Origin of the sequence: Symmachiella dynata (genome assembly GCF_007747995.1) — a bacterium.
GTDB lineage: Bacteria > Planctomycetota > Planctomycetia > Planctomycetales > Planctomycetaceae > Symmachiella > Symmachiella dynata.
The window spans coordinates 451,522-464,725 of record NZ_CP036276.1 but is presented as its reverse complement, the minus strand read 5'-3'; the positions used below and the strand labels follow the sequence as shown (position 1 = coordinate 464,725).

Below are 13,204 nucleotides of genomic sequence, written 5' to 3'. Positions count from 1 at the left end.
GTCGCAGACGGGGTTGTTGGATCTGCGACGGAATCACTGGGTTCACCAGCATGGTATCTGGGGTGGGGAGGCGATTGCGGTGGGGGTACTCAAAATGCTTGAGGGGGATGTCCCCGGACGCATTGTCGTGCTCAATCATGAAAAGATGGTGCTCGGGCGCCATCCCAACTGCGAAATTGTCCTGGACAATGCCGCGGTTAGCCGTCGCCATGCGCAGTTCCTGGAGAACCACGGGACCTATTTCGTCGAAGACCTGCAAAGCCGCAACGGCACCATCGTCAACGGCGAACGGATCGAGGGCCGTACGCAACTACAGGACACGGATCTCGTCAAAATTTGCAACGTGGTGCTGCGATTCCATGCGGTGATGCCGCCGGCCGTTGATCCAGCGACGGTCACTGTCCCCGGCGACACACACCAAATCAGCCCTGACACCGCGCACGTCAAACCGGTAGTGGGCCAGACGACGGCATCTTTGCCGCCGGTGCCGATGGACGATTCCAATGCCGCCGTGATTTCGTCGATGGATGCCTCGTCGGTCACGCACATCAGCCTCAAAGTCCAACCCGAGGCCAAGCTGGCAGCTGTGTTGGCCATTAGCCGCGATCTGGGGGGAGCACTCGAAGTGGACGAGGTGCTGCCGCGGATCCTCGACAGCCTGTTTCAGATTTTCCCTCAGGCGGATCGCGGCGTCGTCTTGCTGCACGACAACGATGCCGACAAATTGGTCGTCAAAGCCTCCAAAACCCGGCATCACCACGAAGACAACATTGTCGAAATCAGCCAAACGATCATCCAAAAGGCGGTCGACACGGGACAGGCGTTTCTCAGCGCCGACGCGGGGACCGATCAACGGTTCGACAGCAGCGAAAGCATCTCCAAGTTTCGCATTCGCTCACTGATGTGCGCGCCACTCGTCGGCCAAGACGGAACACGTTTGGGTGTGATCCAAATCGATTCCAAAACCTCCGCCCCGGGATTCATTGCCGACGACCTGGAACTGCTCATCGCCGTCGCCTGCCAAGCCGCAGTCGTCGTCGAAAAAGCGGTACTCTACCATCGGGCCGAAACACTCCGCGACCTCGAACGGGAACTGAACTTCGCCACCCAGATTCAGTTGGGATTTCTGCCCACCGAACGGCCGCACATTGAAGGCTACGAGTTTTTCCATTACTACGAAGCTGCGCAAAGTGTGGGCGGCGACTTCTTTGACTATGTGACTTTGCGAAACGGCAAAATCGCCATCACACTCGGCGACGTGGCCGGCAAGGGAGTCCCTGCGGCATTAATGATGGCGCGGTTATATGCCGATGCCCGCTACCATCTGTTGATGGAACAAACCGCCGGCGGGGCGCTCACCAAACTCAACGACGATGTGGTCCGCGGCGGACATGGACACCGCTTCGTGACCTACGCCGCGGCAATACTCGATCCGCAGACGCATCAACTCACGATTGCCAACGCGGGCCATTTGCCGCCGCTGCTCAAAAAAGCCGATCAAACGGTCGAACGCATGGGCGTCGATCACGCCAACTTGCCGCTGGGCGTCGATGCGAATCTGGAATTCGAAGAAGCGGTCTTCGACTTGGCCCCCGGCGATGCGATTGTGCTCTACACCGATGGCGTCACCGAAGCCACCAACGCCGCCAATGATTTGTACGGCATGCAACGGTTGATAAAATGCATTGCCGAAGCGCCCACAGGCATTGGTGAACTGGGGGAACGACTCATCGCCGACGTTGAGGAGTTCTGCGGAGGCCGCGCCCAACGCGACGACATTTGCCTGCTGGGGCTCCGACGCCTGCAAGTCTAGTACCCTGTGCTCATCATTCTCATTCTGACATTCTCGAAACATCCACTTTCGACGAACGATGCCGACACTCATAATCCCAGAATTTATACCACATCCCGTGCTCAAGGGCGGGCACGCTCAAACGCTGGCTGGTACCTACTTGCCGGGCAGCAAATTTGTCTATAGCGCGACACAACATCGGCTCGATTTGCCCGATGGAGACGCGCTGATTCTGCACGACGATCAGCCGGAAACCTGGAACAACGGTGACCGGGTGGTGTTGATGATGCATGGGCTGGCCGGTTGCTACGAAAGCCCGTACATGATTCGCATCGCCGGAAAACTCAATTCCGCCGGCGCGCGGGTGTTTCGCATGGACCATCGCGACTGCGGCGCCGGTGCGGGACTGGCTGTACAACCCTACAACGCAGGACGGTCCGACGACGCGCTGGCGGCGCTCAAAGAAGTGATCCGCCTCTGCCCCAATTCCCCCGTGGCGATCGTCGGTTTTTCACTCAGCGCGAATATCGTGCTCAAATTGCTGGGAGAAGACCCATCGATTTTGCCGCCCGAACTGGACCGCGGAATGGCCGTCAATCCTCCGATTGATTTGCTCCACAGCGTCAAAGCACTCGACCTGCCGCTCGGCCGTCTGTACGACCGACACTTTATGGGTTTGCTGATCGCTCAAGTCATGCAACGCAATTTGCGGCTTGATGGGAAACATTTTGAATTTCCCCGCAAACCACGGCGGTTGATGGAATTCGACGACTGGTACACAGCCCCGCTGTCGGGCTACGGCAATGCGACCAACTATTACGCCCGTTGCAGTGCCTCGCAGTTCATCCCCAACATCGGCCTGAAAACATTGGTGATCACATCCGGCGACGACCCACTCGTCCCCGCCGATCAATTCGAAAACGTAAAGCTCCCCCCCTCGGTGCAATTGCACATTGCCCGTTCGGGGGGGCACATGGGCTACATGTCCAAAAACGGCAACGACCCCGACCGCCGCTGGCTCGACTGGCGGGTGGTCGATTGGGTGATGCACTGACCGAGTGACTGCATCACTCGTCCGTCACGCACCCCTCGGATGCGGACTTGACGTTTTTGATGTACTTGTACAACGTCCCCCGTGTTGCTTTAAACGGCGGGGCGACCCACGCTGCTTTCCGCGCAGCCATTTCGTCATCACTAACGTCGACGCTGATTTCGTTTTTCTCAGCATCGATCGTAATCACGTCGCCGGTTTGAATCAGACCGATCGGTCCGCCCACCTGTGCTTCGGGGGTGACGTGCCCCACAATGAATCCGTGCGACCCGCCCGAAAAACGGCCGTCGGTCATCAACGCCACGTGCTGTCCTAGACCGGCTCCAACAATGGCCGATGTCGGTGTGAGCATCTCCGGCATACCGGGTCCCCCTTTGGGTCCTTCGTAACGGATGACGACAACGTCCCCTTTTTCGATACCCTTTTGCTCCAGCGCCTCCAGCATGTCTTCTTCGGAATCATAAACCTTGGCCGGTCCCTGAAAACGTTGTCCCTCTTTGCCGGTAATCTTGGCGACCGCACCTTCGGGGGCCAAATTCCCTTTGAGGATCTGCAAGTGACCCGTCGCTTGAATCGGATTGCTCAACGGCCGGTACAAATCTTGTCCGTCCGTAAAGCCCGGCAAGTCCTCCAGGTTTTCGGCAATCGTTTTCCCGGTGACGGTCAGCAAATCGCCGTTGATCAACCCTTCGGCCAACAGATACTTCATCACCGCCGGCGTCCCGCCGATATCATGCAGGTCTTCTTCGACATATTTTCCGCTGGGTTTCAAATCAGCCAGATAGGGGACGCGATCACTGACGGCTTGGAAATCGTCGATTGTCAACGGCACATCGACCGATCGGGCGATAGCAATTAAGTGCAGCACCGCATTCGTCGAGCCACCCAACGTCATGATCACGACCATCGCGTTTTCAAAGGCTTCGCGGGTCATGATGTCGCGGGGTTTGATGTCCCGCTCCAAACAAAGCCGTATCGCCTCTCCGGCGGCGAAGCATTCCTCAAGCTTTTTCGGATCAACGGCTGGAGTCGACGAGCTATACGGCAGGGACATCCCCATCGCCTCGATGGCCGACGCCATCGTGTTCGCCGTATACATGCCGCCACAGGCGCCGGCACCGGGACAGGAGTTACGGACAATATCGCGGCGCTGTTCCTCATCGATCGAGCCGCCCAGATATTCGCCATAACTTTGAAACGCCGAGACAATATCTAACTTGCAACCGCCGGCGGTTCCCGGCTTGATCGTTCCGCCGTACACCATCAACGATGGACGGTTGAAGCGGCCCATGGCGATCAAACAACCAGGCATGTTTTTGTCGCAACCGGGCAGCGAAATATTGGCATCGTACCATTGGGCTTCGGTGACCGTTTCGATGGAATCGGCGATCAAGTCTCGCGATTGCAGCGAGTAACTCATCCCCGAGGTCCCCATCGAGATGCCGTCGCTGACACCGATCGTATTGAACCGCATCCCCACCATCCCGGCAGCGGTGACTCCCTCCTTGACCTTGGCGGCGAGGTCCAACAGGTGCATATTGCAGGTGTTGCCCTCATACCACATGCTGGAAATCCCAACTTGCGGCTTATTCATGTCGTCTTCGGTCATGCCCGTGCCATACAGCATCGCTTGCGAGGCGCCTTGCGACTTGGGTTGTGTGATGCGCGAGCTGTATTTGTTCAAACCGTCGGAGGTAGTCGTGTCTGTCATGTCAAATTCCTGAAATTCAATGTCTGCAATTACGCAAATGTCTGTGATTTTTGACCGAAAGCCGTAAGTCCGGCTGTGCCGGACGAATTCAACGTCATATTCTGCTTGAGGCAATCGCCGGTAGAACCAGCTCTATGTGATGACAAATTTGCTGCCGCGCGCCCAGCCGAAGGCCCCTCGATTTCATGAGACCAATCCGAGAGAAAGGTTCGCGCCGCTAACGAAATGCTCGCCGAACCAGACGTTCTCCCGTCAGTCAACGTCTCCCGACCGCCTGCACAGGAAGGTTCTAAGCTTCCCAGCATGGCAGATTTCCCTTTGAACTCAAGCGTCCCATCCTAGATTTGGCGGATTGTCGCTTGAAATCTTCTTGAAAAACTAGTGCGATAGAAAAATAACCGAAAGTAAGCCCCCCTTCCCTTCGTCCGACCAGTCGGTTTAAGCGTCCTCCCGTATGACGACCATCCACCGCCTTTACGAGAAACCCGATGCACTTAGTCATTAGCTGCAACCTGAAGCCGCACAGCCGGACACGCATCTTGGCGCGGCAAACGTTCGATGTCTTGTGCGAATGGAACGAACCGGTGGATTTGGTTGATCTGCAAGATTATGCATCCGCCTTGGAACGGGACGACGCGGAAGATCCTGAAATCCAAGAACTGTCGGCCAAGATCGCTGCGGCGGACAGCGTCTTATTGGCGACGCCGATTTATCATTTCGACGTGGGATCCACCACCAAACATCTGATTGAATTGACCACGAAAGCCTGGAAGCACAAAGTGGTCGGAATCCTGGGAACAGCGGCCGGGCGGCGGAATTACATGGCGCTGACCGGGTTGGCCAATAGTCTAATGTTGGAATTCCACTGCCTGATCGTGCCGTACTTTGTTGTCGCCACCCCCGAATCATTCGATGGCGACGTCTTAACCGGCTCACGCGCGCTGAGGCGCATGGACGATCTCACCCGCACGGCCTCCCAATGGGCGGCCGCCGCAGCGGCGATGCGTGGCTCACGGCAGATTCGACGATCCCATTAAGTAGCGATCACATTCGCGGGCCACAGCCCGGCCTTCGTTGATCGCCCAGACCACAAGGCTTTGCCCGCGACGACAATCGCCGGCAGCGAAAACCCCGTCCACATTCGTGGTGAAGGTCCCGTGCTCGGCTTGATAATTCGAACGGCCATCGCAGGTCACGCCCAGTTGCTCGGCAACCGGTGATTCCGGCCCCAAGAACCCCAAAGCCAACAACACGAGGTCCGCCTCAAAGATTTTTTCTGAACCTTCCACCCGGCTAAACGGAGGGCCATTGGGCACCGGCTTGGACCAATCGACTTCGGTCGTTTTCAAGGCTTTGACATGCCCGTTCTCGTCGCCGATGAATTCCACCGTTTCGATTTCAAAAACGCGGGGATCGGCACCATAGCGATCCGCAGCTTCCTCGTGGCCGTAATCGACGCGGAAAATCTTGGGCCATTGCGGCCACGGATTATTCGCTGCGCGTTCGGCCGGCGGTTCGGGGACGATTTCAAAATTGGTCAAGGTCTTGCAACCATGTCGCAGCGAGGTCCCGATACAGTCCGTGCCCGTATCACCACCGCCGATCACAATCACATGCTTGTCCTTGGCGGAGATGTACTTGCCATCCTCGTGTTTTGAGTCCAGCAGGCTCCGCGTATTGGGCCGCAGAAAATCCATGGCGAGATGGATTCCTTCCAACTCGCGGCCGGGAATCGGCAAATCCCGTGGACGGGTCGCTCCGGTACACAGAACAACCGCATCAAAATCATTCTTGAGTTTGTCGGCCGGCAGATCTTTGCCGATCGCACAATTGACAACGAATTGCACTCCCTCGGCTTTGAGCAAATCGACCCGTCGCTGGACGATCTCCTTGTCGAGTTTCATGTTGGGAATGCCATACATCAACAGGCCGCCGATGCGGTCGTCGCGTTCATAGACTGTCACCGTATGCCCCGCTTTATTGAGCTGCGCCGCTGCAGACAATCCGGCGGGGCCCGATCCGACGACAGCAATCGTTTTACCGGTCCGCTCCTGTGGCGGTTGCGGGACAATCCAGCCTTCCTCAAAACCACGATCAACAATCGCGCACTCGATACTCTTGATGGTCACCGCCGGTTCGATGATGCCCAACACGCATGAACCTTCGCACGGCGCGGGGCAGACCCGGCCGGTGAATTCAGGGAAGTTGTTCGTTTTGTGCAAACGATCCAACGCTTCGTGCCAATGGCCGCGGTAAACCAAATCATTCCACTCGGGGATCAGATTGTGGATCGGACATCCCGCCGCCATGCCGCCGATCATTTCACCCGTATGGCAAAACGGCACACCGCAATCCATACAACGCGCCCCTTGCTCCTGCAGGGCGTCGACCGGCATGTGCTCGTGGAACTCATTCCAATCCAAAACCCGTAATTCCGGCGCGCGATCCGTGGCGACTTGCCGTTCATACTCCATAAAACCGGTCGGCTTACCCATAACGTTACCTTACTCTGCATGAAATACCGGGTGCGCGTGTGCAGCGTTCCCGTGTCTATAGTTCGTACCTGAAATGTGCGGGGGAGGGAGAGGCTTTCGACTTTAGTCCGTAGACTTTAGGTGCTGCGCGGAAACGCTTTCCCTACAGCCTAAAGCCTACAGTCTACAGTCTACAGTCTACAGTCTACAGTCTACCGCCTAATTCTGCCCCGCGGCCGTGACCGCCTCAGCTTGCTGCTGGTCTTCCTCACGGGCGAGTTCCAAAGCCCGTTTGTAGTCCACCGGCATCACCTTGCGGAATTGGGAAACAGACGTCTCCCAGTCTTCAAGGATTCGTGCCGCCACCGGCGATCCCGTGTAATTCTGGTGTTTCTGGATCAACTCTCGCAGTTCGGAAATATCCGCTTCCTCTTCGAGTCGTTCCAGTTCCACCATTTCTAGATTGCAGTTTTGCAAAAACTCGTCGCGCGGGTCGTAAATATACGCCACCCCGCCCGACATTCCCGCCGCGAAGTTGCGGCCGGTCGGACCGAGAACGACCACCCGCCCGCCGGTCATATATTCACAACCGTGGTCACCGACCCCTTCCACAACAGCGCGGGCTCCGGAGTTACGAATACAGAATCGTTCCGCCGCCATGCCCCGGAAAAAGGCCTCGCCATGCACCGCTCCGTAGAGCGCCACATTGCCGATGATGAAGTTCTCCTCGGCGACAAATGTCGAATCCTCCGGCGGAGCAATCACAATTCGTCCGCCTGAGAGACCCTTACCCACAAAGTCATTCGCGTCGCCCGACAATTCGATCGTCACACCGTGCGCCATCCAGGCACCGACGCTTTGACCGGCCGAACCGCGCGCCCGGATATGGATCGTGTCCTCAGGCAAACCTTCGGGGCCCCATTTTTTAGAAATCTCGTGGCTGAGCATCGTCCCCAAAGCGCGGTCGATGTTTTGCACGTCAATCTCCAAGGCGACCTTGGTGCCGTCTTGGATCGCCGGCTGGCAATCTTTGATCAATTTTTGGTCCAAGACTTTGTCCAAACCATGATCCTGTTTAATCGTGCAGTACACCTCAACACCCGGGTGCGGTTTCTTCGCCGGCGCGAGGATCGGCGACAAGTCGATACCATCCGCCTTCCAGTGCTTGATCGCAGCATCAGTCTCCAGACAATCGGCCCGGCCGACCATTTCGTTGATCGTGCGGAAGCCCAATTCCGCCATGATTTCGCGGCATTCTTCGGCCACCATGAACAGATAGTTCACGACATGTTCCGGCTTGCCGGCAAACTTCTTGCGGAGCTCTTCATCTTGAGTCGCAATGCCGACCGGGCAGGTATTCAAGTGACACTTCCGCATCATGATGCACCCCAAGGTGATCAGCGGAGCGGTCGCAAATCCGAATTCTTCCGCTCCCAACAGGCAGGCAATCGCCACGTCGCGACCGGTCTTGAGTTGACCGTCGGTCTGCAACACCACGCGGCTGCGTAGGTCGTTGAGCACCAACGTTTGATGCGTCTCGGCGATACCCAATTCCCAAGGCAAACCGGCGTGCTTGATGCTCGTCAAAGGCGAGGCACCCGTTCCGCCGTCGTGGCCGGAAATCAGGATGTGATCGGCGTGTCCCTTAGCCACCCCGGCGGCAATCGTACCGACCCCGACCTCGGACACCAACTTCACGCTCACTCGTGCTGAAGGGTTCGAGTTTTTCAGGTCAAAGATCAACTGCGCGAGATCTTCGATCGAGTAAATATCGTGATGCGGCGGCGGGCTGATGAGTCCCACGCCGGGAGTCGAATGCCGCGTGTCGGCGATGATCTTATTGACTTTATGTCCCGGCAGTTCGCCACCTTCGCCCGGCTTGGCACCTTGCGCGATTTTGATTTGCAGTTCGTCTGCGTTGGTCAGGTACCAACTGGTCACGCCAAAACGGCCCGACGCAATTTGCTTGATCGCCGATCGCTTGGAGTCGCCGTTGGGCATGGGTTTGAAACGTTCGTAATCCTCGCCCCCTTCGCCGGTATTGCTTTTTCCGCCCATGCGATTCATGGCAATCGCTAACGATTCGTGCGACTCGGCCGAAATCGAGCCGTAGCTCATCGCCCCGGTGCAGAACCGCTTGACGATTTCCGCAGCCGGTTCCACTTCATCAAGCGGAATCGATTTGCCCGGTTTAATTTTGAGCAGTCCCCGCAAATAGCAATCGCGGCGATTCTGTTCGTTGATCATCTCCTTAAATTGATCGTAGGCCGTACGGTCGCCGGTTCGGGCGGCCGCTTGCAGGCGGGAAATCGACTGCGGATTCCAGGCATGTTTTTCTCCCTCAGCCCGCCATTGGAATTGCCCTTCGTTGGACAAGATCGGCAACTGCGATTCGTCGTGACGAAGCGGATATCCCAAATTGTGCCGACGAATCGCTTCTTCGGCCAGAATATCCAAGCCGACCCCTTTGATGCGGCTGGCGGTTCCGACAAAACTGCGGTTGATGACTTCTTCGTTCAGGCCGACCGCTTCGAAGATTTGTGCGCCCTTGTAACTTTGCAGCGTGGAAATGCCCATTTTGGCCATCACCTTCAGCATGCCGTTTTTCACAGCCAAGCGATAGGCGGAGACAACCTTCTCGTCACACCATTCTTCACCCAGCGCGCCGTCAGCACGGCATTGCCACAAGGCTTCGAAGGCGCAATACGGGTTGATTGCATCGGCACCGTAACCAATCAGCAAGCAGTGATGATGCACTTCCCGAGCTTCGGCCGACTCGATCACGATCCCCAATTGCGTGCGTTGCTCGTTGCGGACAAGGTGATGATGCACCGCTCCACAGGCCAAGAGCGCGGAGACCGGAACGCGGTCCGGACCGGCAGCGCGATCGGAAAGCACGACCAAGCTATGGCCATCGGTGATCGCTTGGCTGGCTTCTTCGCAAATTCGATCTAATGTCGACCGCAACCCGGCGGGTCCCTCGGACCGGGCAAACGTAATATCGATCGTCTTTGAGGTCCAGCCGCGATGATCCATGGCTTTGATCGCAGCCATCTCTCCGTCGGTCAAAATCGGATGTTGAATCGAGAGGCGATGGCAATCCTTTTCCTCGGTGGCCAACAGATTGCCCTCGGAACCGATAAAACATTCCAAGGACATCACGATCTCTTCGCGGATTGAATCAATCGGCGGATTCGTCACCTGCGCGAAAAGCTGCTTGAAATAGTCGTAGACCAACCGCGGTTTGTCGCTCAGACAAGCCAGCGCCGCATCGTTCCCCATCGAGCCGATCGGGTCCTTCTTGACGCGGAGCATCGGCAACAACATGTACTGAATCGTCTCGGTCGTATAACCGAACGACTGCATCTTGGCCAACAAGTCTTTGCCGGTGGAAGGCTCGGGAGTCTCTGCAGCGGCCAGATCGGTCAGCTGAATCCGCTGGTCTTGCAGCCATTGTCCGTAGGGACGTTTGGTAGCAATTTCGCGCTTCACCTCTTCATCATCAATGATCCGTCCCTGCTCGAAGTCGACCAAGAACATCTTGCCCGGCTGCAGGCGACCCTTGATTTTCACGTTGGCCGAATCGACATCCAACACGCCGACTTCACTGGCCATCACGACCTTGTCGTCGTGCGTGACATAGTAACGACTGGGGCGCAGACCGTTGCGGTCCAAGACCGCACCGATGTAGTGCCCGTCCGTAAACGCGATCGAGGCGGGACCGTCCCATGGTTCCTGCTTCGAAGAATAAAATTCATAAAACGCCCGCTTGGCTTCGGACATCGACTCGTGATTCTGCCAAGCTTCGGGAACCATCATCATCACGGCTTCGGGCAGGCTGCGGCCGGCGTGAAGCAACAATTCCAGCGCGTTGTCAAATGTTCCGGAGTCGGAGCAATGTGGCTCAATGATCGGACACAGTTTTTTGAGGTCGTCCCCGAACAGTTCGCTTTCCATCACACCTTGTCGGGCGAACAGCCAGTTGGCATTGCCTCGCAACGTGTTGATCTCACCGTTGTGGCTCATGAAACGCAGCGGTTGTGCCCGGTCCCAACTGGGGAACGTATTGGTCGAAAATCGCGAGTGCACCATCGCCAAATGACTGGTGAAATCCTCGTCCTGCAAATCCGGGAAGTACGGCAACAATTGATCGGGCGTCAATTGTCCCTTGTAGATGATCACTTTTGTCGACAAGGAGCAGACATAGAACATCAAGGCCTGCTTCATTTCGCTGGTCCGCAAAACGCGGCTGGCCTGTTTTCGGATGATGTACAGTTGCCGTTCAAATGCTTCGGAGTCAAGACCTTCGGCGGCAGCAATGAATAACTGTTCCATCACCGGCTCGGTCGCCCGCGCCGAGGGACCAATGTCGGCCTGCACCGGTTCTTGCGGGACCGTCCGCCAGCCCAGCGTGGTTTGGCCTTGCGATTGGACCAAATCCTCCATCTGTTTTTTGCACTGCTGACGTTCTTCATCGTCCTGCGGCAGATAGATGATACCCGCGCCATACTTGCCCGGCTCAGGCAATTCGCAACCCAAATCTGCTTTCGCAACCTTGGCAAAGAATTCGTGCGGCAACGCGGTCATCATTCCCGCACCGTCCCCGGTATTGGGTTCGCAACCACACGCACCACGATGATTCATGTGCCGCAAAATGCGGTCGGCATCCAAGATCATTTGGTGCGATTGACGGCCTTTAATATCGGCAACAAATCCGACACCGCAATTGTCCTTTTCGTTGGCCGGGTCGTACAACCCCTGCTTAACGGGCTGGCCAAGTACAAATGGGGCAGCGTCGTGTTGATTTGAATTCTGTTCCATGTCAGTTCTGTCCGAAAGTATGTTGTCGATTGTTCCGTAGACTCAGCGACGACGATTCGGAACGCTTCATCCGCACGATGCGGGCCGCTGCCGAAACGGAGGTGTCGTCGTTTTATTTTTATCGCTCCCGGAGAATCGGAAGCGTCGATATTCTGGAGATGATCACGAAAATCGCAGCTGATTCGCTATCGAGAGATCCGGCGAATCAGGATGGAATGCCGATCTCTGCCACCGGTTTTTGATCACCCGATTCGCCCACTGCGAATGACCCAGGATCCTCATGCAGCAATTCGATGAATTTCGCCACCGCATTGCTGAATACTTTGTGCCGCTTATGAACAATTCCCAATGGCCGCGTCCACTCCACGTTGCTCAAACGTACGGCGGCCAACGAACCGATGTCGACCTCTCGTTGGACAGACGGAATCGGCAGAATGCTGACACCCGTACCAATTTCGATGTCCCGTTTGATGTTCTCCATGTTGTCGAACGCGTGGGCGACATTCACTGAAATTTTATGTTCCTTCAACCACCGATCGATCATCTTGCGAATCGTAAGTTCCGGCGTAAAGGCAATATAAGCTTCACCATTCAGTTCAGCGATCTGCATTTTGTCATGCGTTGCCAAACGGTGATCCGGTGCGGTCACCAGGGCCAGCTCTTGCTCCTGCCAGGGAACGCTCACCAATTCGGTGTTCGTCTGAGGAAAGGAAACCAGCCCTAAATCGGCTTCGTCTTTCAGCACCGCCTCATAGATTTCATCCGGATGGCCGAAATCGATCCGTAAGGCCGCTTCGGGATACAACTCCTCGAAATGCCGCACGTAGCAATCCATTTGCACCAGACCGACTGAATAAATCGCCGCCACGCGGACCGGACCCACCACCTTATCCTGCAGTCGATGCACCTGATCTTCCATCGCGTGGAACGATTCCAACAGCTTCCGGCAGCCGGCGAAATAGACCGTTCCTGCCGGAGTTAACTCGAAGGGACGCTTCGAGCGGTCCAGCAACAACGCCCCCAAACGATCTTCCAGCGACTGCACCGCTTGGCTCACCGAGGACTGCGAAACATTGAACACTTCCGCAGCTTTGGAAAAGCTCCGTTGATGAACAACTTCACAGAATATTTCGACGGAACGGAGGTGCATGCGACACGAAGTATAAGGGTGAGTGATATGACGCCTTCGAGAATATCGATAAACGAGATGATAGTCTACGAAGAGATTTGCACAGCGTCAAGCAATCGAGCAGTCATTGCTCAACCCAAAAACGACTTCGGGGAGCACCTCAATCCACATAAATACAGCCGGTTGACGTAACCTGTTCATCTTCCGGCAATTACAATGGGACCTC

The 13,204-nt window shown here is 56.4% G+C and carries 7 protein-coding genes; 3 read left to right on the top strand and 4 right to left on the bottom strand.

The features are described 5' to 3' along the window. The first annotated feature begins 79 nt into the window (after window positions 1-79). The gene (locus Mal52_RS01730) at window positions 80-1,813 is read left to right on the top strand and encodes a SpoIIE family protein phosphatase (RefSeq protein ID WP_145373895.1); all 1,734 of its coding nucleotides are present in this window, start codon (window positions 80-82) and stop codon (window positions 1,811-1,813) included. A gap of 58 nt (window positions 1,814-1,871) precedes the next feature. Further along, window positions 1,872-2,846: a YheT family hydrolase gene (locus Mal52_RS01725; protein WP_145373893.1), complete on the top strand. Its 975-nt coding sequence runs from the start codon at window positions 1,872-1,874 to the stop codon at window positions 2,844-2,846. A 13-nt stretch (window positions 2,847-2,859) separates the two neighbouring features. Here the strand turns inward: Mal52_RS01725 and ilvD are convergent, their stop codons facing one another. Continuing rightward, the gene (gene ilvD / locus Mal52_RS01720) at window positions 2,860-4,554 is read right to left on the bottom strand and encodes a dihydroxy-acid dehydratase (protein WP_145373891.1); all 1,695 of its coding nucleotides are present in this window, start codon (window positions 4,552-4,554) and stop codon (window positions 2,860-2,862) included. Window positions 4,555-5,042: 488 nt separating this feature from the next. Here ilvD and Mal52_RS01715 point away from each other — a divergent pair, with 488 nt between their 5' ends. Further along, window positions 5,043-5,591, top strand: coding sequence for an NADPH-dependent FMN reductase (locus Mal52_RS01715; protein WP_145373885.1), 549 nt, complete (start codon window positions 5,043-5,045; stop codon window positions 5,589-5,591). Here Mal52_RS01715 and Mal52_RS01710 read toward each other — a convergent pair. The 3 genes from Mal52_RS01710 to Mal52_RS01700 all read right to left on the bottom strand — a co-directional run bounded on the left by Mal52_RS01710 (window position 5,565) and on the right by Mal52_RS01700 (window position 12,999). Beyond that, entirely contained in the window at window positions 5,565-7,049 is a 1,485-nt protein-coding gene (locus tag Mal52_RS01710; protein ID WP_145373884.1) for a glutamate synthase subunit beta, read from the bottom strand. The genes Mal52_RS01715 and Mal52_RS01710 overlap by 27 nt on opposite strands. 198 nt (window positions 7,050-7,247) lie before the next feature. Then, a complete protein-coding gene (gene gltB / locus Mal52_RS01705) occupies window positions 7,248-11,849 on the bottom strand; it encodes a glutamate synthase large subunit (RefSeq protein WP_145373883.1) in 4,602 nt (1,533 codons plus the stop codon). 205 nt (window positions 11,850-12,054) lie between these two features. Next, window positions 12,055-12,999: a LysR family transcriptional regulator gene (locus Mal52_RS01700; RefSeq protein WP_145373882.1), complete on the bottom strand. Its 945-nt coding sequence runs from the start codon at window positions 12,997-12,999 to the stop codon at window positions 12,055-12,057. Between the last annotated feature and the right edge of the window lie 205 nt (window positions 13,000-13,204).